Annotated in this window: 20 protein-coding genes and 3 pseudogenes; 6 read left to right on the forward strand and 17 right to left on the reverse strand. The window is 41.5% G+C overall.

The genetic code is table 11. From position 1 onward, the window contains the following. Positions 1-11: 11 nt before the first annotated feature. From HMPREF0666_RS04895 to dnaN, 4 genes are all read right to left on the reverse strand, one after another. Positions 12-896, reverse strand: coding sequence for a DUF4835 family protein (locus HMPREF0666_RS04895; protein ID WP_009011232.1), 885 nt, complete (start codon positions 894-896; stop codon positions 12-14). Continuing rightward, a complete protein-coding gene (coaBC, locus tag HMPREF0666_RS04900; RefSeq protein ID WP_009011233.1) occupies positions 874-2,085 on the reverse strand; it encodes a bifunctional phosphopantothenoylcysteine decarboxylase/phosphopantothenate--cysteine ligase CoaBC in 1,212 nt (403 codons plus the stop codon). Before coaBC ends, HMPREF0666_RS04895 begins: the two co-directional genes overlap by 23 nt. Before the next feature lie 4 nt (positions 2,086-2,089). Continuing rightward, positions 2,090-2,944: a 3'-5' exonuclease gene (locus HMPREF0666_RS04905; protein WP_009011234.1), complete on the reverse strand. Its 855-nt coding sequence runs from the start codon at positions 2,942-2,944 to the stop codon at positions 2,090-2,092. A gap of 95 nt (positions 2,945-3,039) precedes the next feature. After that, complete coding sequence (gene dnaN, locus HMPREF0666_RS04910) at positions 3,040-4,164, reverse strand: DNA polymerase III subunit beta (protein ID WP_009011235.1); 1,125 nt, start codon at positions 4,162-4,164, stop codon at positions 3,040-3,042. Positions 4,165-4,374: 210 nt separating this feature from the next. Between dnaN and HMPREF0666_RS04915 the strand changes: the two genes are divergently transcribed. Beyond that, complete coding sequence (locus tag HMPREF0666_RS04915; RefSeq protein WP_009011236.1) at positions 4,375-4,779, forward strand: DUF3127 domain-containing protein; 405 nt, start codon at positions 4,375-4,377, stop codon at positions 4,777-4,779. 126 nt (positions 4,780-4,905) lie between these two features. On the opposite strand, the pseudogene HMPREF0666_RS17900 reads toward HMPREF0666_RS04915, so the two are convergent. Together HMPREF0666_RS17900 and HMPREF0666_RS04920 are read right to left on the reverse strand one after the other, a co-directional pair. Next, a pseudogene (locus HMPREF0666_RS17900) lies at positions 4,906-5,115 on the reverse strand (hypothetical protein). Between the two features lie 17 nt (positions 5,116-5,132). Then, positions 5,133-6,014 (reverse strand): annotated as a pseudogene (locus HMPREF0666_RS04920) (IS1380 family transposase); the annotation flags it as partial. Positions 6,015-6,172: 158 nt separating this feature from the next. Between HMPREF0666_RS04920 and HMPREF0666_RS04925 the strand changes: the two are divergent. From HMPREF0666_RS04925 to HMPREF0666_RS04945, 4 genes are all read left to right on the forward strand, one after another. Next, entirely contained in the window at positions 6,173-6,799 is a 627-nt protein-coding gene (locus HMPREF0666_RS04925) for a CDP-alcohol phosphatidyltransferase family protein (protein ID WP_004360929.1), read from the forward strand. A 27-nt stretch (positions 6,800-6,826) separates the two neighbouring features. Next, entirely contained in the window at positions 6,827-7,867 is a 1,041-nt protein-coding gene (locus HMPREF0666_RS04930) for a patatin-like phospholipase family protein (RefSeq protein WP_009011239.1), read from the forward strand. Next, positions 7,864-9,534, forward strand: a complete 1,671-nt coding sequence (locus tag HMPREF0666_RS17905) for an SDR family NAD(P)-dependent oxidoreductase (protein WP_009011240.1) — start codon at positions 7,864-7,866, stop codon at positions 9,532-9,534. Before HMPREF0666_RS04930 ends, HMPREF0666_RS17905 begins: the two co-directional genes overlap by 4 nt. A 339-nt stretch (positions 9,535-9,873) precedes the next feature. Then, positions 9,874-11,571, forward strand: coding sequence for a bifunctional alpha/beta hydrolase/class I SAM-dependent methyltransferase (locus HMPREF0666_RS04945; RefSeq protein WP_009011241.1), 1,698 nt, complete (start codon positions 9,874-9,876; stop codon positions 11,569-11,571). Between the two features lie 20 nt (positions 11,572-11,591). Here HMPREF0666_RS04945 and HMPREF0666_RS04950 read toward each other — a convergent pair. Beyond that, a pseudogene (locus HMPREF0666_RS04950) lies at positions 11,592-12,098 on the reverse strand (DNA glycosylase AlkZ-like family protein). Between the two features lie 210 nt (positions 12,099-12,308). Between HMPREF0666_RS04950 and HMPREF0666_RS04955 the strand changes: the two are divergent. Further along, positions 12,309-13,475, forward strand: coding sequence for an IS4 family transposase (locus HMPREF0666_RS04955; RefSeq protein WP_232214060.1), 1,167 nt, complete (start codon positions 12,309-12,311; stop codon positions 13,473-13,475). 437 nt (positions 13,476-13,912) lie between these two features. Here the strand turns inward: HMPREF0666_RS04955 and HMPREF0666_RS04960 are convergent, their stop codons facing one another. From HMPREF0666_RS04960 to HMPREF0666_RS05005, 10 genes are read right to left on the reverse strand one after another with little or no spacing between them, the layout of a single operon-like run. Next, positions 13,913-15,352, reverse strand: coding sequence for an NADH-quinone oxidoreductase subunit N (locus HMPREF0666_RS04960; RefSeq protein ID WP_009011243.1), 1,440 nt, complete (start codon positions 15,350-15,352; stop codon positions 13,913-13,915). A 12-nt stretch (positions 15,353-15,364) separates the two neighbouring features. Beyond that, complete coding sequence (locus tag HMPREF0666_RS04965; RefSeq protein WP_009011244.1) at positions 15,365-16,876, reverse strand: NuoM family protein; 1,512 nt, start codon at positions 16,874-16,876, stop codon at positions 15,365-15,367. Between the two features lie 4 nt (positions 16,877-16,880). Continuing rightward, complete coding sequence (locus tag HMPREF0666_RS04970; RefSeq protein WP_009011245.1) at positions 16,881-18,935, reverse strand: NADH-quinone oxidoreductase subunit L; 2,055 nt, start codon at positions 18,933-18,935, stop codon at positions 16,881-16,883. Between the two features lie 13 nt (positions 18,936-18,948). Next, positions 18,949-19,257, reverse strand: a complete 309-nt coding sequence (gene nuoK, locus HMPREF0666_RS04975) for an NADH-quinone oxidoreductase subunit NuoK (protein ID WP_009011246.1) — start codon at positions 19,255-19,257, stop codon at positions 18,949-18,951. Further along, a complete protein-coding gene (locus HMPREF0666_RS04980) occupies positions 19,254-19,793 on the reverse strand; it encodes an NADH-quinone oxidoreductase subunit J (protein WP_009011247.1) in 540 nt (179 codons plus the stop codon). Before HMPREF0666_RS04980 ends, nuoK begins: the two co-directional genes overlap by 4 nt. Positions 19,794-19,805: 12 nt before the next feature. After that, on the reverse strand, positions 19,806-20,342 hold the full coding sequence (locus HMPREF0666_RS04985; protein ID WP_009011248.1) for a 4Fe-4S dicluster domain-containing protein: 537 nt from the start codon (positions 20,340-20,342) through the stop codon (positions 19,806-19,808). Between the two features lie 12 nt (positions 20,343-20,354). Continuing rightward, on the reverse strand, positions 20,355-21,446 hold the full coding sequence (nuoH, locus tag HMPREF0666_RS04990; protein WP_009011249.1) for an NADH-quinone oxidoreductase subunit NuoH: 1,092 nt from the start codon (positions 21,444-21,446) through the stop codon (positions 20,355-20,357). A 44-nt stretch (positions 21,447-21,490) separates the two neighbouring features. Beyond that, the gene (locus tag HMPREF0666_RS04995) at positions 21,491-23,065 is read right to left on the reverse strand and encodes an NADH-quinone oxidoreductase subunit C (RefSeq protein ID WP_009011250.1); all 1,575 of its coding nucleotides are present in this window, start codon (positions 23,063-23,065) and stop codon (positions 21,491-21,493) included. Positions 23,066-23,083: 18 nt separating this feature from the next. Next, on the reverse strand, positions 23,084-24,013 hold the full coding sequence (locus HMPREF0666_RS05000) for an NADH-quinone oxidoreductase subunit B (RefSeq protein WP_009011251.1): 930 nt from the start codon (positions 24,011-24,013) through the stop codon (positions 23,084-23,086). Continuing rightward, entirely contained in the window at positions 24,004-24,354 is a 351-nt protein-coding gene (locus HMPREF0666_RS05005) for an NADH-quinone oxidoreductase subunit A (protein WP_009011252.1), read from the reverse strand. The genes HMPREF0666_RS05000 and HMPREF0666_RS05005 overlap by 10 nt, the downstream gene beginning before the upstream one ends. Positions 24,355-24,455: the final 101 nt, after the last annotated feature.

Below are 24,455 nucleotides of genomic sequence, written 5' to 3' on the forward strand. Positions count from 1 at the left end.
CAATAGAATTACTACTGTTTTATTTTGTCCCATGTAATGTTCTGACTGGCATTGATACCAAAGAGGATATCATAAACCGACTCCTTTTCTTTCTGTGTACCTTTCCCTTTGTATATATTAGCCAATTCGTCCTTTTTATAGTCTGTCCATATCTGTGGTAACATACTTATCGGGCGATTGTCATGTGCTTTCTTTAAGTCATTTTCCAATGCAATAGTTATGTTTGTACGTCCACGTTCAGCATTGTTAGCCATCTCGTCCAATCCTGTTCTGTAATAGTCATATTGTAACTGGCGAAATGGTTTCATTGCACCATCAAGATAGTCATTGATGATAGCAAACCGATTACGTGAATTATCAAAAGCTTTCCAACCCGTAAAGTTAAGATTCTGTGCATTATTCGTCAGAACCATACAACGTTGAAGAATATCTTCACCACCCATAGGAGCGAAAGAGTCTAAATCTAATCCTATGATAAGATAAGCATAATAGGCTATCAGAGCAGTCAATTGATTATCTATATTCTCCTCATTAAACTCAATCTGATCGAATTGAGCAAAGGTGAAATTGAAATCACCATCCTGATTGTTATAGAGCGTAGAAGTGTAGGCTGCATTATAAACAGGGCGGTTTGCCTGAATTAAAGCCGTACAAGTAAAAAGGTTATTACCTGGGTCATACTTACTAACAGTAATATTAAAGTTACAGTTTATACGTTCCTTTCTTTGGAACTGATAATGAGTCCATTGACGAGTATTAATAAACTGTTCTAAAGTCTGTTGTAAATTCTCAAAGACAGAAGCATCCGTACCCTGAATCTGATTATGATTCACGGTCACTTTCGCATTCAACTCTTGTGCTGATAATTCTCTATTAGAGAATAGCAACAAGCTCATCAATAATATCACGAGCCACTTCTGTCTTTGGTTTCTTTGCATAACGCTTCTTACCTTCTTTGTTGATAATCGTTATTTGGTTATCATCTGCCTGAAAAGTCGTCCCTGGAATCCTCGTTGAATTCAATACGATGAAATCAGCATTCTTCTTTTCCAACTTTCTTTGAGCATTATTTTCTTCTTCATTTGTCTCCAGTGCGAATGCAACAATGCGTTGACTCTTTTCCTTCATACGCCCTATTGTCGCAGCAATATCCTGTGTTGGCTTCAGCTTTAAGACTAAGTCGTCACCTACACGCTTAATCTTTTCTTCTGCAATCGCCTCAGGTCGGAAGTCAGCAACAGCTGCACAAAGTATCGCAGCATCGCAATCAGGAAATACTCTGACAGCAGCCTCAAACATTTCCTTGCAACTTTCAACATTTACTCGTTGGATGCCATCAGAACACGTAAGGCTTACTGGCCCTGCTACAAGCACCACTTTTGCACCACGTCGGGCACATTCCTCAGCTAAAGCGAAGCCCATCTTGCCAGACGAATAATTACCTATAAAACGTACTGGGTCAATCTTTTCGTATGTAGGACCAGCTGTTATAAGAATTTTTTTATCTATTAGGTCATATAAAGTAGACTGTGACTCAGATGAAACAGAGAAGAATTTGTCTAATGCCTTGACGATATTCTCTGGCTCTTCCATCCTCCCTTTCCCTTCCAGACCACTGGCAAGAAAACCGCTACCTGGCTCTATTATATAATTACCAAAGCTACGCAGTGTCTCTATATTCTTCTGTGTAGAAGGATGCTTATACATATCTAAGTCCATTGCTGGCGCAATAAAGACAGGTGCTTTCATAGAGAGATAGGTAGTAATAAGCATATTGTCAGCTATTCCATTTGCCATTTTGCCTAACGTAGCAGCTGTGCAAGGTGCAATGACCATAGCATCTGCCCATAGACCAAGGTCTACATGAGAATTCCACGTACCATCCTTCTGTGAGAAAAACTCACTTACGACAGGTTTATGTGTCAAGGCTGACAATGTGATAGGGGTAATAAATTCTTTACCAGCAGGGGTGATAACCACCTGTACCTCTGCCCCACTCTTTATCAGCTCACGAATAATAAGACAACTCTTATAAGCCGCTATAGAACCTGTTATGCCTAAAACTATTTTCTTCCCTGTCAACATCACCTTATCTATTATTGAACTCTCTTAGTCGAATACGCGTCAACACCTGCTTTGTGTTATAGGTGAAATCGCTTGCAAGCATCCAACTATAATAACCAGGATCTTTGTGTAACACCTCAGCTACATCCCAACCTTTGTATTTACCAAAGTTAAACACTTCATGTCGGCGTGGTTTTCCTGTAGCATCCAATAGCTGATTACCATCCTTATCTGTCATATCACGCCACACCATACGACCAGCAAAGTCTACAAAATCATTCATTTTTGAGAACTCTGCAAGCTCATCCATGTCATTATTCAATGAACGCTCTTCTTCTTCTTGCTTACCAGGAGCATACATATCAAGCTCACCCTGTAGAACACGCCATGTGGCCTCAGTATCCTGATCAGCTCTATGCGCTTCGAAATCATCCTCCATTTTCCTGCCACAATAGAACTTATATGCTGCAGCAAGATTGCGACGTTCCATCTTGTGATAGATATTCTGTGCATCTATCAGGCGACACTTTGAGAAATCAAAATCAACACCCGCACGTAAGAATTCTTCTGCCAACATCGGAACATCAAATCGATTGGAATTAAAGCCAGCAAAATCACATCCTGCAAACTTCTCTGATAATTCCTTTGCCTTCTGCTTAAAGGTAGGCGCATTAGCCACATCCTCGTCCGAAATACCAGTTAACAACGTTACTTCTGTAGGTATAGGCTTTCCAGGATTGATAAAGATATTCTCTCTTTCCTCCCTTCCATCAGGATAAACCTTGATGTAAGAGATTTGAATAATACGGTCGTTTACAAGGTCAAGCCCTGTTGTCTCCAAATCAAAGACTATCAATGGCTTTGTCAAATTCAGCTTCATACGTTTGTGTATAACCCTATATATAATCATAAAGGAGAATGGCTATATAGAGATACACAGCCATCCCCCCAAATAAGATTTATTTTATTACTCTTTTAATCGCTTAATAGCATCGGCATAATCAGCATGAGAATGTCCTCATTCTCTGGCTGTTTGTCTGGTACAATAACACCTGCACGAGAGGGATCTGCCAACTGTATAATGACATCATCGCTCTCAATATTATTCAAAATATCAAGCATACTTGAACCCTTAAAGCCTATGCTCATAGGATTACCACCATATCCACAGGTGACACTCTCCTTTGCACTTGTTGCGAAATCAATATCTTCAGCATTCAACTCCATCAGACCAGCTGACACATGGAAGCGAATTTGCTGAGAAGAATCGCTCGCAAACGGCAACACACGACGCAAAGCACCAATCAAAGTCTTACGATCAATCGTGACTTGGTTAGGGTTGTCTTGAGGAATTACGCTATTATAATTAGGATACTTACCTTCTATCAAACGGCAAGAAAGATTACCTTCGGCAAAAGATATCTCTGCAGAACGCTCATCAAAACGAATAATAACATCTCCACCATCCTTTGCCAACACATTCTTCAATAATGAAGCAGGCTTTTTAGGTAGGACGAATGAGGCTGGAGTATCACTCTTAATAGAGAAAATCTTATTCCTTACAAGTCTGTGCCCATCACTGGCTACAACAGCCAAAGCATCTTCCTTCAAATCAAAGTAAACACCATTCATAACAGGGCGAAGCTCATCTTGCGCTGTTGCAAAGAGTGAACGTGTCAAACTATCAGACAACATCTCAGCTTGAAGTGTGATCGTTGTTGCATTCTCAGACACTGATTGAGCCTTCGGATACTCATCTGCTCCAAGAATAGGGAAATTATATGAACCATTCTGATAGGTAACATATATCTTCATCTCATCCAAATTAACATCCAATGTTAGTGGTTGTTCTGGAAGTTCTTTCACAGCATCAAGAATCGTATGATTGTTCACTGCGAAATCACCTTCGCCCTCACAATTCTCAAGGTTCAATGTTCCACGCATGACATTCTCACTGTCAGACGCTGTTATTGTAAGCTGTCCATCATGAACTTCAAACAAGAAACAATCCAAAATAGGCAGAGAGTTCTTACTATTTATTACTCGAGAGAGAGTCAACAACCGGCTGCTCAATGCAGTACTTGAAAGGTTAAATCTCATTAGTATGTATTTTAGTTAATATTCATATTATGTATATCCGAATTAAGACACCAGACTTCTCATCATAGTCGTCTTTCTTCTTCATCGTACAAAAATACAAAAAAGCGCCGTGAAAAACAAAAATTAAGTATAAAAGTTTCGGTTTTTAGAACTATTTTAGTAATTTCGCAAACAGAATAAAGTATTAAAATAACCAAAATAAGTAGATAAATGGATTTACAAGGAAAAGTAATCGCTGTCCTCCCTGCACGTGAAGGAACTTCTGCTCGAGGACCATGGAAGTCACAACAGTATGTCATCGAAACCCATGACCAGTATCCAAAAAAGATGGTCTTCGATGTTTTTGGCGCTGACAGAATTGAACAGTTTGCTATTAAAGCAGGTGAAGAACTCAATGTTAGCTTTGATATTGATGCACATGAATACAACGGTCGTTGGTTTAACAATATTCGTGCATGGAACATTCAGCGTGTTGATGCAACGGCTGTAATAGCTGGTGCACCTGCAGCAGCTGCCCCTATTAATCCGCAGCCAGCACCTGCAGCAGAATCACAACCAGCCCCATTCCCTCCTGCACAGCCAGAGGAGAACTCTACTGACGACCTACCATTCTAATAGAATTACACTATTTTCTGATATAGATAAAGACAGGCTCTCTGATTTAGTAGAGTCTGTCTTTTTGTTTTAACAGATATTCTTATTACTAAAAATCTTAGCTTTATACCTTATTATATGGTGATACTATGAGTTGTAAACACAATGTCTATAAAAGCAAAACCTATTATCAAATTTATAGTACCTCAAATCCGCAACTAAGCCTTTCAACATCCTTATTGCATTTACACATCCTCTCATTACTGAATTTGCAGATAATTTGAATTTGAAACACCCACTTCTGCCTACAATATCCCCTTACCCCACAATGTGACTTGAGGCAATACGCAGTATTATTCCCCAAAATCCTACATACCATCCATCCGTTTCTGTCTTTGAATCACAAGTCGGTATGCTTTACCCTTCCACTTCTCAACAAGGATAGAGTTCAATTCAAACTCAATACCATTGATTTCCTCTGTTTTCCAGCCTTTGAGAGCAAAGGTGTCATTGTAGATCGAACTGCAGCGGTTAGCACGGATATAGAAGGACTTGCTGTGTTTTTCTATTTCCTCCACGATTTCCTTGGAGCATGCTCCACAATCAGTTCTGAAGCGATTGATAATGAGCCCATTCTGTTCAAATCTCTCAAAGAACCTCTTCTGCGTGTTCTTCTGATGGAAACGAACATTTGTGTTACCATTGCTATTCTCTATACCGACTATCAAATCGCCAATAACCGACACGCCAGGGCGATAACCAAAGAACTTCTTGTATGTAGGCTTTGCATCATACTTCTCTATCTCTATGATCTGATGGTCGAAATCAACATCATACATCTCACTCCCTTTCAGTTGGCCAGATGCAAATATACAATTGAGCAATAAAGTATTGAGAGTGTCAGCCGTATTGAAATCGTAGGTCTTGCCCATATCTGATGTGTATGAAATGTTTTCTTGCGTCAACTCCTTTATCGCTCTGAGGATAGTATCAGAGCTACAAGTGCGAAGTGTCAGATGAAGCGAGAGGTGGTTCATCAAATGAGTAGTGACATCCTGGGGTACATGATCCGCCACAGAAGTAGATACTCATGAGAGAACGAATGATTTCGCTGTACTGATAACCGAACGATCTACACCTTAGACCGAGGGTTGAGTCGATTACAGATGATAATGTGTGGAGTCAAATTGCTCCATGATTGAAAATAACACCCCAAAAGGAGTGAGTCTCTCAGATTTAATTTGTATCTTTGCCATGTCCATCGTCGGATTCTCTTGTTTTTTTGCAACACTAAGATAAGTGAAAACTCTGACATGGCAAAATCCTGAGCAACTTTTTGTTGCTCTGGTACTTAAAAAGTTTAATTTATAATAGTGTTGCGGAATTAAGAATGTTCATGTAAAACAAAGTACTTATGATATCTGTCTATTCCATCAAACCGCAGTTTCAACGGGTGTTAACGCCTATTTTAGAGTTGTTGCATCGTGCAAAAGTTACTGCCAACCAAATCACCTTGTGGGCTTGTGTCCTCTCACTTGTCATCGGCATTTTGTTTTGGTTTGCGGGCGATGTGGGTACATGGCTCTACCTTTGCCTGCCTGTGGGACTGCTGATACGTATGGCCCTGAATGCCTTAGACGGCATGATGGCTCGTCGTTACAATCAAATAACCCGAAAGGGAGAGCTGTTAAACGAAGTGGGTGATGTCGTTTCGGACACCATTATTTATTTTCCGCTGTTGAAGTATCATCCCGAAAGTCTTTATTTTATTGTGGCTTTCATTGCCCTCAGCATTATTAATGAATACGCAGGAGTGATGGGAAAGGTGCTGTCGGCAGAACGACGGTATGATGGTCCGATGGGCAAGAGCGACCGTGCTTTCGTTCTCGGCCTCTACGGGGTGGTCTGTTTGTTTGGTATAAACCTTTCAGGATATTCCGTTTACATCTTTGGGGTTATCGATTTGTTGCTTGTACTCAGCACGTGGATTAGGATAAAGAAGACGTTAAAAGTAACCAGGAATTCGCAAACGCCTGAGTAAACCGATGGTATTGATAAGCAGTGGAGTATGAAAAAGAAACCTTATCCAACGGTTGCGGTTTTTTCTGGCGGTGGTACACGTTATGCTTTGTATCTCGGCATGTATGCGGCGATGCAACATTATGGTGTAAAGCCCGACCTGCTGATTGCCGCTTGCGGTGGCAGTATCGCTGCCAACATCATCAACTCGTTTGCTACCGACGAGCAGCGAAAGGCCTTTATACAGTCTGAAGAGCTGTATCGCTTTGTGCAAAACACCCGAATGACACGTTTCAAAATGCTGTATAAGATAGGTGTCTATTGCCAGCGCAAGGTGCGAAACACATTCTATGCTCCTTATATAGAAAATATTTTCGATAAATTTATCGTAGACATGCCCACCGACATACGCCCGCTTTTGCCCTCGTTGGCTGTTCGACCAACCCTTCCCACCATCGTAGTAGGTGCCCGATTGTTGTTTGACAGGGCTGACGTCGGTAAAGAAAGAAACGGAAGAAAACTTTATCGGAAGGTGCTTTTTACCGATGCCGAGACAGCTAGAAACATCGATTTGCCGGCTGTTAACTGCAATTTTAAAAGCTATGAGGGTAGTGCCATCGACCCGCAAGTTGAGCTGTTTCAAGATGTTCCCTTACCCATTGCCACCCGAATATCTGTTTCGGATATGTTCTACGTTCAGCCCGTGCATTACAAAGGTGCCTATTTTGCGGGCGGAATTATTGATTTGATGCCCATAGAACTGGCCGAACAACTTGGCGAAACAATTATCTTTGAGAAGAAAAAGGGGTTTGGCACCATCGACGAGGCACTTATTAGAGCCGTATTTGGATATAGTGGAAACCGCCGATTGCAAGAAGTGATGACGCATTCGGTGAACTATTGGGTAGACACGGCCGACATGAACCAGGCACTTTCGGGCCATTACATCGAAAAAAACATCAATCTTCTGAAGCTCCAGGTAGAACTGAAACTGCCCAAAACCTATGCCCAGTTTGTAAAAGATATGAACTTTCAATGGCAATACGGATACGATAGGGTTGCCCAACATTTTAAAAACAAACAGGTATGAACATCTTTATTACGGGCGGAACATCGGGTATCGGCTTGGCCTTGGCGCGGTTTTATGCTGCCAAAGGCCATCGGGTGGGGGTGTGCGGACGAAATACGGCACGAATAGACAGGAGTGATGAGGTTAACAAACTGTTGCTTGCATACCAGCTGGATGTGTGTGATAAGGACGCATTAACCGTTGCCGTAGAAATGTTTTGTGCCGATAAGGGGTTGGACATGATGATTGTTGCTGCTGGATATTACCGTAACGGCGTTACTGAAGAAGTGGATTTTGAGCAGACTTCACAAATGTTGAAGGTTAATATCGCGGGTGCATTGAATGCGATGGAAGTGGCACGAGAAGCAATGAATGCATCCGGCGGACATTTGGTAGTGATTGCTTCGGTGGCAGGATTGTTGCATTATCCGTGCGCAAGCGTATATGCCAAGTGCAAAAGAGCATTGATACAGATAGCCGATGCTTATCGCCGAAGTCTTGCCGACTATCAAATAACGGTTACAACACTTGTTCCGGGCTACATAGACACGCCACGATTGAGAGAGATATACCGTAATGACCTTTCCAAATGTCCGTTCTGCATGCCCTTAAATCGGGCTATTGAAACAATGACAAAGGCCATAGCGCAGCGCAAAGAACAGGTGGTGTTTCCGCCAAAAAATGCGCCTTTCCATCGCTTTTCTTTCGCTTTTACCCACTTGTTTGTTATCGGCTTTTATGCACCGAAAGACATTATGGAGCATTCCCAAATAAACAACAAAAATGTATGGACATGTAAGCGGCCCTTGCCAAACGGTTTGATGCAGCGTTGCGGTATAGATAACAAATGCTTGCAAGTAAGCAAATACATCGCCCTTGTTATTTGTTGGGGTGTATTCTATGCTGTTTATACTTTTGCTGCAAGCTATGCGGCATCGCTTAAAGAGGTGTCTTCGCTTTGCTTTTCGTTTGAAAAAGCCATACCGTTTGTACCTTTTGCCATCTATTTTTATAGCAGTAGTGTGGTGTTTTTTATATGGGTTTTCTTCCTCTGCAATACTTTTCGGCAGCTGTCGACATTAAGTAAACGCATCGTTTTTATAACCGTTTTATCGGGAATTTGTTTTATTATTTTTCCGTTAAAACAAAGTTTTGTACGTCCAGAAACAGCCCATATCTTGTTTTCTTTCATCAATACGTACGATACACCTTTTAATCAGGTCCCGTCTTTACATATAGGTTATGCCTGCATCTTTTGGAGTGGGGTGCGAAATAGCAGGTTCAGAAACTTACTGAGAATGTGGTTGGTGTTGTTAATGCTGTCTACCCTTTTGGTGTATCAGCACCATTTCATCGATATTACTACCGGTTTGATGGCAGGTTTTCTGACGTTATGGATGTTTCCTTACCGTAAAAAGCGCAACCAACAAATAGCAACGGTTTACTTTTTTGTTGCCGCTGTGGGGTTGACGGCGTTATTGTTTGCCATCGAACATTCGGTTTTAGGAAGTATTTTTTATTGTGGGGCATACTCGTCTTGCTTTTATTGGGCCGTGCTTATTATCGCTCTAATCGACATTTTCTTAAAGACGACCACGGTTGCATCGGTTTTTTGCGTTATATTTTCTATTTTCCCTATATCGCAGTGTATCGCATATTGTGGTTGTTTTCTCGTCAGGCACCTGTAGAAATTGCACCCAACATCTTCGTTGGAGGCTTGCTTTCATGCCGTTCTGCTCGGAAATTCGCCATGTTGGGAGAGGTTTCGGTGTTCGACCTTTCAGCCGAATTACCCGAAAACGCCTACTTTCGCACATCGGCAGATTACCATTGCTTTCCGCTTTTGGATATTGCCACTATCCCCAAAGCCTGTGAGGAGCGTATTGTAAATACAGTTTTAGAGAAGATGAAAGCCGAAGATGTGCCTCGAAAGCTATATATTCATTGTGCAATGGGCCGTTTTCGGAGTCGCCGAATAGGTGAAACGCTGCAGTTAATGATAAGTAAAAATTTAACCAAAGATAAAAATGGAAACAGGAACATTTAAGAGTTTTGACAACGCAGATATTTTTTATAGGGTGTGGAATTACAACCCTTCGCAGAAAACCATTGTGATATTGCATCGCGGGCACGAACATTCGGGACGTTTGCAAGCCTTTGCTGAGAACGAGCAATTTGTGCATTTCAACATCTTTGGCTTTGATATGCGTGGACTGGGGCATACTTCGCAATCCGTTTCACCCCATTTTATGGACTATGTACGCGACTTGGATGCTTTCGTAAAATACCTCTATGAGCAGTATGGAATTGTTGAGAGAGACATCTTTGTGGTGGCTAACAGCATTGCAGGTGTAATTGTTTCGGCGTGGTGTCACGACTTTGCGCCCCGTATTGCTGGTATGGCACTTCTTGCTCCTGCGTTTACCATTAAGTTATATGTGCCTTTTGCAAAGACGGGAATTGCGTTGGCAGCGCGGCTCTTCAAACACCTAACAGTGCCCAGTTATGTAAAATCGAAGGTGTTGACACATGATGTGGAACAGCAAAAGGCGTACGACACCGACCCGCTAATTACTAGAGAAATTGATGCGCACTATCTCTTGGATTTGCTGAAAGCAGGAAAGCGTATAGTAGAAGATGCTGCTGCAATAACCATACCGACGCTATTGCTCTCTGCCGGTAAAGATTACGTGGTGAAAGACGATATGCAAAAGCGGTTTTTTGTTGACATCAGCTCCACCCAAAAGCGGTTTGTCAAGCTTAAAGGGTTTTATCACGGGCTATTGTTTGAAACGCAACGTGAGCAGGTTTACAATCCTATTGCTGAGTTTATTAACCGCTGTTTCTCACTCGAACAACCGCCGGCGACCTGTATGCCTGATAAATTTACAGTTGACGAGTATAACAAAATGACTTTGAATATGCTTCCCCGAATTGAACGTTGGGGCTTTCGGATGCAGAAATGGATGCTCCATCACTTGGGATTTCTTAGTAAAGGAATGCGTGTGGGACTAAAATATGGTTTTGATTCGGGTATGTCTCTGGATTATGTTTATCGCAACCAAGCACAGGGATGCGGACCAATTGGGCGATGGATAGACAAAGGCTATCTTAACGCCATTGGTTGGCGAGGAGTAAGAATACGACGAGAGCATCTCATCGCAACCGTAGAAGAGCGTATTGAAACGCTTAAACAGCGCAATGAACCCGTGAAAATACTCGATATTGCCGGTGGGACGGGTAATTATTTGTTCGACATCAAACGCAAGTTTCCGGAAATAGAAGTGGTTATAAACGACTTTTCGGAAGCAAATATTGCTTTCGGCGAGGCACAGATACAACAGCAAGGACTTCAAAATATACGGTTTACTCGTCTTGATTGTTTTAATAAAGACTCATATCGACAGCTGAATTTTGAACCTAATATTGTTATTATTTCTGGTATATTTGAGCTGTTTGGTGATAACGAGCTTGTTTGTAAGGCCATCTCTGGTGCTTTATCCGCACTGCAACCGGGCGGCTTTTTGGTCTATACTGGTCAGCCTTGGCACCCTCAGTTAAAAATGATTGCTTTCGTATTAAACAACCATCAAGAGCGTGATTGGATTATGCGGCGGCGTTCGCAACGCGAACTAGACAGTCTTTTCGCCTTTTATGGCTTAACCAAATATGGCATGAAACTCGATAACTTCGGTATCTTTACCGTTAGTTATGGAACGAAATAAGTTGCAAACGGACTTTTTCTTCAGCCGCAGATAAATTTGTTGGGGGCGTTGTTATCAAAGTAAGACGTGTTGATGGCGATGTTTCGGCGTGTCAAAGTCATTTTCCAATTACCCGTCGCCCTACCATTTTGTAGGATAAGGGGAAAGAAAACACCGTTAGTAAATGCTTTGCTGTTGTGAGAAGCTTGCAAAACATCGCCGCGATACTTGTAGGCAATGATGTATTCGTCGTAAGCAGACAGAAAGATAAATCTTTCTTTCTCTTTGATGTCGATTGAAGAAGATTCGTGCAGCAGATAAGTTTTATCGTTGAAAACGACCTTTTGAAACTCTTTTTCAATAATTTCAACGCCCAATCGCACCTCTTTCACTGACAATCCCGATCACCAACAGAAGTCGTCTAACGTTGCTGGGGCATGACTTCTAAAGTAATTGCGTGCCAATATGCTCAACGCCTCGTCTTTTGTGGGTAAGGGTATAGGGGCTACTCGCTCGTCTAAGAGCATGTAGGTATGTGCGTTTCCCACTTCAGGGCCGCTGCAAATGAGTGCCTCGCATTCGGCATTCTCCAAAAAAGGTTCATAAAAACAGTGTCCGAAGGTAAGCCTTTTTCAGCCATTCGTTCTGTAATTTGCTGTTTGGCAAGGCTCTTTCCGCCGCTTAACATGTCATAGATATGCTGGTTCGCGGTGTCGTACATCTGCTCGGAGAGGGACACTCTTTTATTGCACTTCGTTTTGGAACTTGCATCTCTGAGCCAAGCTCAGGGAGGTGAACACTATATAAAGAAGTTTGACGCATGGCATCATCTTGTCGTCATGCTTTATGCAGTAATGATGCGTTTAGACTCTCTGCGTGAGATAAAGGCCTCTCTCTTTGCTAATGTTAATCGCTTTAATCATCTTGGTTTAAAGCATTTTCCTTATCGAAGTACCTTGTCAGATGCAAACAAACGTCGAGATTCCGAGATATTCGGTTCAATCTATATGAACTTATATGAGAAATACCGCCATGAGCTTTACTCGGACAGCCGAAATTGTGGACAGCCTAAATGGCTGAAGAATCTAAAGATAATAGATTCTACGACAATAAGTCTGTTTTCTAACTTGGTCTTTAAAGGTGTAGGACGTAACCCCAAAACTGGTAAGAAAAAGGGTGGAATAAAAGTACATACAGAGATATTTGCCAATGAGAATGTTCCAAGCGATATCAAGTTCACATCCGCAGCCAGTCATGACCAATTTGCACTTATTCCAGAACGATACGCCAATGAGGAACTGATTGCTTTTGACAGGGCCTATATCAACTATGAAAAGTTCTCAGAACTCACGCAAAGAGGCGTTATATATGTAACTAAGATGAAAAGTAATCTTAGCTTTGAAAGAATTGCTGATACAGATTATGAGATGACAACAGATTATGGAGCTGTACGTGTAGAAACCATTATCTTTCATAAGCATACAAAGGAAAAAGATATCTACCATAAAGCAAGAAAAATTACATATCAGGATAAGACTAAGAAAGGGAAAATCAGATTAATATCTCTGCTGACCAATGATTCTCAGATGTCGGCAGAAGATATTATAGCTATCTATAAGAAACGATGGCAAATAGAAACCTTATTTAAGCAAATAAAAAAGAATTTCCCTCTAAGATACTTCTATGGAGAGAGTGCGAATGCTATAAAAATACAAATATGGATTACGCTTATAGCCAATCTGCTTATAACACTAGTGAAGGACAAAATAAAGAGACTTTGGAGTTTCTCAGGCTTGGCAACAATGATAAGAATTCTACTTATGAGTTATGTCTCAATACAAAGATTCTTTGAGCAGCCACATAGAGACTGGGATAGATTGATTACCCAGGTAAAAGCCCCACCAGAAGAGTTGTCATTATTCTAGTGGGGGGGCTTGGAATTTGAAATTAGAACTAATCATGCCTATTTCAGCAGGATTGAGAGAGGATATTGCAGTATATGGAGGTTTTATCGGACAGCAATATTACTTTTTTGAAGCTTATAAGACTATATTAATGTAAACATTATTGCGAGCAATTGATAACCTATTGCAAGCTAATTTGCACTCAGCACCATTTGTGTTTACTATCAGCACAACACGTGCTGAGCATTAGCACAATATGTGCTAAATAGTGATACATCAAGAAAAGATGAGAGAGAAAGGGCATTATAATCATCGTATAATAAGAGATTAATGACCAACTGAAACAAAAAGTGGTATTATATCTTACCCCATTAAAACCTATAATCAGCAAAAATCGCCCAAGGATTTATCGAAATCCTTGGGCGATTTGTATACTTATTTAATAAGTCTGTAGCTTATTAAACTGCTGCTGCAATCCACTCATATACAAAGCTGCAAACACCGAAGAGGAGGATACCTGCCATGCAGATAGCCAAAGCGAACTTAGTGTTACAGTCACTCTTGAAGGTTGGCAATGGATTGTCTGTGCGAACAATATACATAGCCTTTACAATCTTAAGATAGTAGTAGAGTGAGATAACAGTGTTGAGCAAAGCGATGAATACAACTCCGTAAGCCCATGCTCCCATTGTGGTGTTGATGTCAGCACCATTAACACCTGACATAAAGATGAAGAACTTAGAGAACATACCTGCAAACGGAGGGATACCACCGAGAGAGAACATCGCTAAGGTCATCAAGAAACTCAGACGTGGGTTTGTTTGATAAAATCCATTGTAGTCACTAATGTCGGTTTTGCCGCCATTGTTCTGCTCTACGACTGATATGATGGTGAAGACTGCCATGTTGGCAACAACATAAATCAAAACGTAGTAGCTAAGAGCAGCAACAGAGTTTGCCCAGTTATTACCAATAGCTGCCAACATGATATAACCAGCCTGTGAGATAGAACTAAATGCCATGAAACGCTTTAACTCATTCTGACGTACAGCAAAGAGGTTGGCAATAGTAATTGAAAGAACAACTACAATCATCAGCAACACGTGCCAGTACTCCATCATGCCACCGAAGACATGGAAGAGAATACTCAGCAATGTGAAGGCTGCAGCACCCTTTGAGATAACACTCAAATAACCAGTAACAGTTGTTGGCGCACCTTGATAGGTATCTGCCGTCCAAAAGTGGAATGGAACAAGAGAAATCTTGAAGCCAAGACCACTGAAAAAGAACACAAGACCCATGATTACCAATGGGGTTGCCTGCATCTTTGTAGCGATATCAGCGAAGTAAAGAGTACCAAACTGACCATAGAGGAAGCTGATACCATAGAGCATTACACCGCTTGAGAAGGTTGCTGTCAAGATAAACTTAGCTGCACCCTCTGCAGAGTTCTTGCGATACATATCGAAAGCAACAGTACATGCCAAAGGTACAGACGCCATTTCGAGCCCAAGGAAGAACATTACGAAATTGCCTGCACTCATCATCGCAAACATACCAAGCAATGTTGAAACGATGAGCATATAGAACTCAGCTTCCTTACCAGTCTTTGCAGCCCAGGTACGACTCTGTACTACAACGATAAAGGTACCCATAGAAAGGATGGCCTTCATAACGTTGACAGCAGAACTTGTTACATACATATCACCGAACAGATGTTGTGTATCCATGGGATAGAGACACACAAATGTGTTCAGAAGCAGGAGTATAGAAGCCAGCGGATTGAACCACTTGCGTTCTTCAGTCTTTGCCGTTGCAAAGTCAGCAACGAACAAAACAATCAGGATGGCAACAAGACTTGCCTCCGGAATCATCTTAAAGAAATCACTATAATTCATTTCGCCCGTTTATTAAAGATTACCCAAATTTGGTATATACGTGATAATGTGCTCAAAGATAGGATGAACCGCATCCAAAATCATATTCTCAAAGAAGAGTGGGCATAGTCCTAAGCCTGCAACACAGAAGATCAGACAGCCAATGGCAAAACGCTCGTCCCACGTAGCATCATGTAATTCATAGAACTTCTTATTAGGAATTTTCTGGAAGAGTATCTTTCCTACCACACGCAAGATATACACTGCGGTGATAACAATCGCTGTACAAGCAATGATTGTGGCTACTCTATGGAACATACCTGCATTCTCGAACGAACCTACGAAGATTGTCATCTCTGCTACGAAACCAGAGAAACCTGGCAAACCAAGGTTAGCAAGACCTGCGACTACATAAGATACAGCCAAGAATGGGATAACCTTCATAAGACCACCAAGGTAACGTACGTCACGTGTTCCTGCACGGTGATAAATCATACCGATACATGCAAAGAACAAAGCTGTCATCAAACCGTGTGAAAGCATCTGAAGGATTGCACCTGTGATAGCTGTCTGTGTGGTCATAACCAAAGCGAAGAGTACCATACCACAGTGTGATACTGAAGAATAAGCATTGATATACTTCAAGTCAGTCTGTACACAAGCTGAAAGTGCACCATATACAACAGAGATAGTTGTCAACACGAGGAATACTGGTGCCCACATCTCCAAAGCATCTGGCATAAGGAACATTGCAATACGCAAACAACCATAACCACCGAGCTTCATCAATACACCAGCGTGGAGCATTGATACCGCCGTAGGCGCTGAAGCATGACCGTCAGGAGACCATGTATGGAATGGGAATAACGCACCAAGTACACCGAAGCCTATGAATACCAATGGGAAGAAGATGTTCTGTATGTTCTTGGGCATAGCATGCATACGTGCTAATTCTGTGACATCCATTGTGGTAGCACCACTGAAATAGTAGATACCAAGAATACCAAGTACTAAGAGAGCAGAACCACCCATCAACATCAAGGTAAGCTTCATTGCTGAGTACTCCTTTGGACCAGTACCCCACACACCGATGAGGAGGTACATTGGAATCAGCGCAACCTCATAGAACATGAACATCGTGAACATATCCGTTGAGATAAAGAAGCCAAATACACCTGAAGATAAGAGTACGAACCAAAGGAAATACTCCTTCTTCATAGGCTCAAGCTGCCAACTGGCAAAAGTACCAGTGAAGACGATGATTGCAGAAAGCAGAATCATCACGACAGAGATACCATCTACACCTACCGAGAAAGCAATATTCAAAGGCTTGAACCACATCACAGAATTTGTCAACAGCATCGCATCATGATTACCTGCGTTGCGTTGCTGAACGAAATAAACGGTCAGCCAGATTGCACCTATCAAAAGTGCTGTAGCGCCAGCTACCATCACACCGCGTACCTGATTGTCATTCTTGGCTACCCATAAGCCTAAGAGCATCAGGACGGGGATAATTACAAATACAGTTAATATCCAACTCATTTCTTTAAATCAAGCAAAGTAATACTAATGTTAATGCTACTGTACCAGTGATGAACCATACGGCATACTGACGAACGTCGCCACTCTGCCATGAACGGATAGACTCACCAGCCTCCTGTGTACCCCAAGCCATGAAATTGAAGGTGCCATCAATAACGTGACGATCAAACCATGCGATTGGAATAGAGAAGCAACGGAACACAATCTTATGTGTAAAGAATTGCCAAGCATTATCAATATAGAATCTATTGAGAGCTGCTTTATGTAAACGTGGGAAGGTGCGCTGTAACGCATCTGCAACAGGTTGCTTCTTACCAGCATACATCCAAGTTGCAAGAGCGAAACCGATAAGTGCGGCAAAGATACTGGTTGCAGCGATGCTCCTGTCAATATGGATATCATAGCTGAGACCATTAGCACTCACAAAGTGGCCAAATGGAATCCAACCTGCAGTGATAGAGATAATTGCGAGGAATACCAATGGACCCCACATTACGAAAGGTACTTCCTGTGGACGACGACGGTTCTCTGGGTCCTGCTCGTAGTAAGACTCACCCCAGAAGATTACGTAGTAGAGACGGAACATATAGAATGCTGTCATACCAGCTACAAGTGTCATAATCCACTTTAAAGCCTGTCCTTCTACACCAGGAAGTGCATTACATGCTGAGATAATCTCATCCTTAGAGAAGAAACCAGCAAATGGTGGAAAACCAGCAATTGCCAAGCAACCAATAAGGAAGCAGATGTTAGTTATTGGCATGTATTTATGCAAACCACCCATATACTCTTTAAAGTTGCTACCAATGATAACAATGATAGCACCAGAGCAAAGGAAGAGCAGAGCCTTAAACATTGCATGAGTGAAGAGGTGGAACATTGCTGCCATATAGCCAAGACCTCCGTGGTGGAGATATTCTGCACTATTAAAAGAACCATGCTTACTGTCATAGAAGCAAACACCAAGTGCAACAAGCATGTAGGCAATCTGTGATATGGTTGAGAATGCCAAACAACGCTTAATGTCGCGCTGAGCACAAGCTACTGCTGCTGCATAGAAGGCAGTAAATGCTGCTATCCAAGCAATCCAATGGAGTTGCTCCTGTGCACCAAACTGCACATAGATTGGTAACAATGATGCAACCTGAAATACACCAGCAACAACCATCGTAGCTGCGTGAATCAAAGCAGATACAGGTGTTGGACCTTCCATAGCATCTGGCAACCAGATATGTAATGGGAACATTGCAGACTTACCTGCACCACCAATGAACATCAAGAAGAGCGCAGTAGGAAGTACCCAAGTTAAATGTGGATTCTTAGCCAAACCATTCAATGTCTCAACAAGACCTGGGTTTACACTGAGATCATAGTTAAATGTTCCAACATAGAAACTGAAGAACAAGATACCAATCAAGAAGAACAAGTCAGCAAAACGTGTGACAATAAATGCCTTCTTGCTGGCATGAACTGCAGTGTGCTTTGGATAATAGAATCCAATCAACAGATATGAACATACACCTACCAACTCCCAGAAGAGATACATCTGGAAAATATTAGTTGCCACTACAAGGCCAAGCATTGACATCGTAAAGAGTGACAGGTAGGCATAGAAACGCTGGAAGCCGTGCTCATACTCCTCAAACTTATAATTCTCATCACGTTCAGCCATATAGCCGAATGAATAGATGTGAACCATCAAGCTGATGGTAGTAATGACGATTAACATCATTACACTAATTGGAGAAAGACGGAAACCAATGTTAAATGTAAGAAGGTCAGTAAACTTCAACCATGTTAAGTTGAAGACTGTTACAGTTGGGTATGCCCCATTAGCCAAGCGACCATCAGTTACATTGAATGTCTCGCCCATTGCTGTATATTCACCAGTATAAAAGAAATAATGGTAAGCAGTGTAAAGGCTAAGAACAAATAATGTTCCTAACATACAGGTTCCAATGATACCAGCAACCTTGCGAGGCATCTTCATTCCGAACAATCCGAGTACAATAGCACTCAAGAACGGGAGAAGAAGTATCAAAAATGCGTAATCAAACATATTTGTTTTCTTTTTATAATTTCATATTTTCAATACTGTTCACCTGATCGCTGTGGAATAGACGGTAAACATTAATGATAATAGCGAGCGCAACAGCTGACTCAGCCGCACTTACACCGATAGAGAAGAGCGTAAAGAACATACCCTCATAACCATCAGGGAAAAGTAGACGATTAAATGCAGCAAAGTTGATATCTACACTATTGAGAACTAACTCTACGGAGATAAGCATTGCAACAAGGTTGCGACGGGTTACGAAACCAAATACTCCGATAAAGAACAAGAGTCCACTAAGGACAAAGAAATATCCTACAGGTATCATTTGCTTTCCTCCTTCTTTTTGATATTCAAAATAACTAATCCACCGATGATGCAAGCTAAAAGGAATAAAGAAATGAACTCGAATGGGAGAACATATCCATATTTCTTAGCTGTCATTAAGTTATCACCAATAGTTTTCATCGTAATCTCGTTTGCAAAAGCACTTCCGTCTACAGCTGTGTAACGCAAGACTTCATTCTTTAACAAAACTAAGATTACTGCGCCGAAACCTACTAAAGCAATAATAGCAGCAAGGAAAGTGCGCTTTCCTAACCAACGCTCAGATAATCCTTGTAATGTACGCTTACTTACTAACTGAATAGCAAAAATGTACATCATAGTGATACCACCAGCATAGATGCTGATCTGAGTAGCTCCAAGGAACGTATAATCAAGCAGGAAATAGAGACCTGCAACGCCAAAGAGAACAAACAACAATGCTGTTGCTGCTCGCATGATGCGCTTCGTCGATACACAGAATACGGCTGAAGCCAGTATAATAACGGCGAGTACCGCAAACATAATTAATCTTGCCATATCTCTAAACCTTTATTTCTTTTTAGTATTGAACGTTCCAACCTTCCAGTCAGCACCTCCATCGATAAGGTCAGGTAGTGAACCACCTTTATATACTTCCTTATCAAGGTGTAATACCAACTTAGAACGATCGAAAACAGAATTCTCGAAATCATTCGTAAACTCGATTGCATCAAAGTTGCAAGCATTAACACACAACTCACAAAACATACAATCGCCTAAGTCATACTCATAATCAAGAAGTTGTTTCTTCTTCTTACCTGTCTCTGGATTGGTAACCATCTCAGATAGTATCTTAATAGTACCATTAGGACAGGCCTTCTCACACATAGTACAAGCAGTGCATTTATACACTCCTTCTTCATCACGCTTAAATACTAAACGTCCGCGATGACGCTTAGCTACGTGAAGAGTCGTCTTGCGGTTCTCAGGATATTGCTCGGTAGACTTTGGTGTGAAGTATTCCTTCATGGTCACCTTCATACCTGTAGCAAGAGTCTTGAGTGCACTCCCGACTTCACCAAAATATGATTGTTTTTTATCTTCCATTCTCTTTAACCATTACTTAGTGAATGTCCAACCAAATGCTACACACACTGTCATTAATACGAGGATAATCAGTGATAGCGGCAAAAGATACTTCCACTCTAATTTAAGAATCTGATCGACACGAAGACGTGGGAACGTCCACTTTATCCACATCAATAAGAATACTACTACGAATGTCTTACCTAAGAACCAAACAATACCAGGAATGCAATTCATAACAGCATCAAAGCCATCCAAGCCAATGTTCAAAGGAGCCCAACCACCTAAGAACACTGTAGATGCAATACCTGATACAACAAAAAGATTAAGGTACTCAGCCAAGTAGTAGAAACCAAATCCCATACCACTATACTCTGTATGGTAACCTGCAGTCAACTCACTCTCAGCCTCTGCCAAGTCAAATGGACCACGATTAGCCTCCGCATTACCCGCAATACAGAATACGAGGAAAGCCAAGATAGCTGGGATATGTCCTTGTACTATCAACCACTGCCAAGGACCAGTCTGAGCTTCGACTATACCTGAAATCTGCATTGTTTGTGTTAGGATAACAGCAGAGATTAAACATACACCTAATGACAATTCGTATGAAATCATCTGTACTGCTCCACGCATAGCAGAGAGGACTGAATATTTATTATTACTACCCCATCCTGCAATGAATACACCAACAACACCAATAGAACTAATGGCTGTCACCAGGAAAATACCTACATTGAAATCAAGGATATGGGCACCCTTATTCCAAGGAAGGAAAGAGAATGTACCGACAGATGCGATAATAACCAAGAAAGGTGCCAAATAATAAAGTAGCTTATCCGCTTTATCTACAGCAAAGATTTCCTTAATCAACATCTTCAACACATCGGCTAAGACCTGTAAAGTTCCCCACCATCCTACTCTGACAGGGCCAATACGGCACTGGAAGTAGGCGCAGACCTTACGCTCCATAAAGATAAGCACTATTGCAAGTAAAGCATAAGCAAGAAGTATTGCCAATCCCACCACAACGCACTCAATCAGAACGGCCCAAAAATTACTTAGTCCACAAGTGACACGAAGCAATTCATCGAACCATTTTGTAACTATACTAAAATCGAACATAGTATGAATTTAATTCTTAATTGATTACTTTATTGATAACCATGTTAGCGGTCAATATCAGGGATAACGAAGTCAAGCGCAGCACCAGTAGTCACCAAGTCGGCAATCTTCTGACCACGTAACATCTTATCCATGGCGCCAACAAGTGTCAGACCCATTGGGCGGAATTTCAAACGATATGCTGTCTTGTCACCACGTGAATCCAGATAAGCACCAAACTCACCACTTGCACCCTCAACAGAGAAGTACCACTGTCCCTCAGGAACCTTGATGATTGGTTTCTGTTTAATATAGAACTCACCCTCAGGGATATTATCAATCAACTGCTCAATAATATTAAGGCTCTGATAAATCTCCTGTATATGACAATAGTAACGATCCATAGAATCGCCGTGTGTCAAGGTTATCTGTTCGAAATCAACCTTGTCATACATTGCGTATGGATGGTTCTTACGAACATCATTCTTCCAACCGCTTGCACGACCAGCAGGACCAGTCACACCATAACTAATGCAATCCTTCTCATCCATTACACCAACATTGCAGAAACGTTGGTGAGTAATGACATTATCACCAAAGACATCCAAATACTCTTGTACCATTGGACGCAAGTATTTGCAAAGTTCTTTCACGTTTGAAACAAAGTTTGGATCTATATCAGCCTGCAAACCACCTATTCTATAATAGTTCTGAATCAGGCGACCACCAGTCGTCTCTTCCATTACATTCAATACATGCTCACGATCACGCATACCATAAAGGAAGGCTGTGAGGGCGCCTAAGTCTTGAGCGCAACAAGATGTATAAAGGAGGTGATTGTCAATACGTTGCAACTCATCCATAATAGTACGGATATAGAGGATACGCTCAGACAACTCAATGCCCATACCTTCCTCTATAACACCAACAAGTGCATGACGATGCATCATTGCTGACAGATAGTTCATGCGGTCAGTCAATGCCAAAGTCTGTGGATAAGTAAACTGCTCACAAAGCTTCTCAATACCACGATGGATATATCCCAAGTGTGGATAGATCTTGGTTACCGTCTCTCCATCCAACACAGTCTGCAAACGAAGCACACCGTGAGTAGATGGGTGCTGAGGACCGATATTCACAACGAAATTATCATCAGTGAACAGCGCATGTTGTGTCTGAACAAGTTCACCTTCATTATTGAGATTCCATTCTGTTGTTGTATCAACTTCTACATCATCCTCCGTTGTGTACATGTTCTTCTTTGGATCCATGTCATAATCCTTACGGAGTGGATATCCCTTAAAGTCGTTTCTTAGGTAGAGACGACGCATATCAGGGTGACCAAGGAACTTGATACCATAGAAATCATAAACCTCACGCTCTAATAAGTCTGCATCATTCCAAAGCTGATAAACAGAAGGAATAACAGACTCCTCCCCTACCTTCTTTGCAAGTTGCTTTACAGAGCAACGTTCATGAGTATTTGTATTCTCAAGGATATAGATACATCCAAGACCTTCCTCTGCACCAAAGTCTTCACCGACAACAGTTACAAGGTAATCGAAATGCTTCTCATTCTTTAGCTTTGCCATCTCAGAAGCAAAGCTATCAAAACCGAACTCTTTATTTTCTAATTTCATTCTCGCGTACCTTATATATTAATTATTAGTAGAAGTCTCGTCTGAAACCTTACCTGTTGCACCTATCTGATCGATTTCTTTACCCAACTTTTCAACATCTTCCTTTGTTACAGGCTGGTCAACAACAATCGTATCTTTCTTTGGAACAACAGTTTCTGAAGAAGATGCAACCGCAGCTTCCTTTGGTTTCTCAGTTGCTTCAGCAGGCTTAACAGCAGCAGGAGCAGGCTTAGCGACAGGACGTGCTGGCTTTGGAGCAGGTTTCTTTGCCTCGTTCCAAGCAGCCTCACGCTTCTCCTTTATCTCCTCTGGATTAATACCTAATTTCTCTTCAAAGATGAGTTCAGAATTACTCTTACCTAATTCACGCTCTTCAGCTGTCTGCTTATGGTTAACACCACCGAAGAATTTCTCGACCTTCACCTTGCGTTGAAGCTGCATCATACCATAGATAATGGCCTCTGGACGTGGAGGACAACCAGGGATATAAACATCCACAGGGATAATCTCATCAATACCACGCATAACGTGATAGCTATCCTTAAATGGACCACCAGAGATAGCACAACCACCGACAGCAATTACATACTTAGGCTCAGCCATCTGATCATACAGACGCTTCAATGCTGGAGCCATCTTATTTGTAATTGTACCAGCACACATAATCAAGTCAGCCTGACGTGGTGAGTTACGTGTAACCTCAAATCCAAAGCGAGAGAAGTCATAACGTGCACATCCAACAGACATAAACTCAATACCACAACATGATGTTGCGAAGGTTAGCGACCAAAGAGAATTACTACGACCCCAGTTGATGAGCTGATCCAAGTTACCGAGAACAAGGTTTGTACCACCATCGTTCAATTCGCTTGCCATTTTGCTAAGCGTGTCATTGTCTTTCCATTCTTCGTATGGAAGAGACTTGATTTTTGGCTTTCTTATTTCCATTCAAGTGCTCCTTTCCGCCAAGCATACGCAAGACCAAATACTAATACCAGCATAAAGAAACCAATCGTTGCAAGTGCAAGTGGACCAGTTCCTTTTACAACGACTGCCCATGGATAGAGGAATACTGTCTCCACGTCAAACATCAAGAAAAGGATAGCAAAGAGGTAGTAACCGATATGTACTGGTAACCAAGAGGTTCCGTAAGTCGGTATACCACACTCGTAAGGCTCACCCTTCGCAGGATTGTATGAACGCGGGCCAATCAACTTAGCGATAGCATAAGCTGCCACTACCAAGAATGCGGCCGTTATCAAAACGGTAACAAAAAGTGTGAAATACATAAACTTTATATATAGCTATAATTTAATTGTGCAATCTTGCTCTTAATGTAATATGTTTTAAAACATCTGCAAAGTTACAAAATTATTTGAGAACAACTGCA

The organism is Prevotella sp. C561 (assembly GCF_000224595.1).
Classification (GTDB): domain Bacteria; phylum Bacteroidota; class Bacteroidia; order Bacteroidales; family Bacteroidaceae; genus Prevotella; species Prevotella jejuni.

Bases quoted from the DNA above. Each gene is read 5' to 3' on its own strand.
- HMPREF0666_RS04895 (WP_009011232.1), bottom strand. From the start codon at position 896: ATGAGCTTGTTGCTATTCTCTAATAGAGAATTATCAGCACAAGAGTTG.
- coaBC (WP_009011233.1), bottom strand. From the start codon at position 2,085: ATGTTGACAGGGAAGAAAATAGTTTTAGGCATAACAGGTTCTATAGCG.
- HMPREF0666_RS04905 (WP_009011234.1), bottom strand. From the start codon at position 2,944: ATGAAGCTGAATTTGACAAAGCCATTGATAGTCTTTGATTTGGAGACA.
- dnaN (WP_009011235.1), bottom strand. From the start codon at position 4,164: ATGAGATTTAACCTTTCAAGTACTGCATTGAGCAGCCGGTTGTTGACT.
- HMPREF0666_RS04915 (WP_009011236.1), top strand. From the start codon at position 4,375: ATGGATTTACAAGGAAAAGTAATCGCTGTCCTCCCTGCACGTGAAGGA.
- HMPREF0666_RS04925 (WP_004360929.1), top strand. From the start codon at position 6,173: ATGATATCTGTCTATTCCATCAAACCGCAGTTTCAACGGGTGTTAACG.
- HMPREF0666_RS04930 (WP_009011239.1), top strand. From the start codon at position 6,827: ATGAAAAAGAAACCTTATCCAACGGTTGCGGTTTTTTCTGGCGGTGGT.
- HMPREF0666_RS17905 (WP_009011240.1), top strand. From the start codon at position 7,864: ATGAACATCTTTATTACGGGCGGAACATCGGGTATCGGCTTGGCCTTG.
- HMPREF0666_RS04945 (WP_009011241.1), top strand. From the start codon at position 9,874: ATGGAAACAGGAACATTTAAGAGTTTTGACAACGCAGATATTTTTTAT.
- HMPREF0666_RS04960 (WP_009011243.1), bottom strand. From the start codon at position 15,352: ATGAATTATAGTGATTTCTTTAAGATGATTCCGGAGGCAAGTCTTGTT.
- HMPREF0666_RS04965 (WP_009011244.1), bottom strand. From the start codon at position 16,876: ATGAGTTGGATATTAACTGTATTTGTAATTATCCCCGTCCTGATGCTC.
- HMPREF0666_RS04970 (WP_009011245.1), bottom strand. From the start codon at position 18,935: ATGTTTGATTACGCATTTTTGATACTTCTTCTCCCGTTCTTGAGTGCT.
- nuoK (WP_009011246.1), bottom strand. From the start codon at position 19,257: ATGATACCTGTAGGATATTTCTTTGTCCTTAGTGGACTCTTGTTCTTT.
- HMPREF0666_RS04980 (WP_009011247.1), bottom strand. From the start codon at position 19,793: ATGGCAAGATTAATTATGTTTGCGGTACTCGCCGTTATTATACTGGCT.
- HMPREF0666_RS04985 (WP_009011248.1), bottom strand. From the start codon at position 20,342: ATGGAAGATAAAAAACAATCATATTTTGGTGAAGTCGGGAGTGCACTC.
- nuoH (WP_009011249.1), bottom strand. From the start codon at position 21,446: ATGTTCGATTTTAGTATAGTTACAAAATGGTTCGATGAATTGCTTCGT.
- HMPREF0666_RS04995 (WP_009011250.1), bottom strand. From the start codon at position 23,065: ATGAAATTAGAAAATAAAGAGTTCGGTTTTGATAGCTTTGCTTCTGAG.
- HMPREF0666_RS05000 (WP_009011251.1), bottom strand. From the start codon at position 24,013: ATGGAAATAAGAAAGCCAAAAATCAAGTCTCTTCCATACGAAGAATGG.
- HMPREF0666_RS05005 (WP_009011252.1), bottom strand. From the start codon at position 24,354: ATGTATTTCACACTTTTTGTTACCGTTTTGATAACGGCCGCATTCTTG.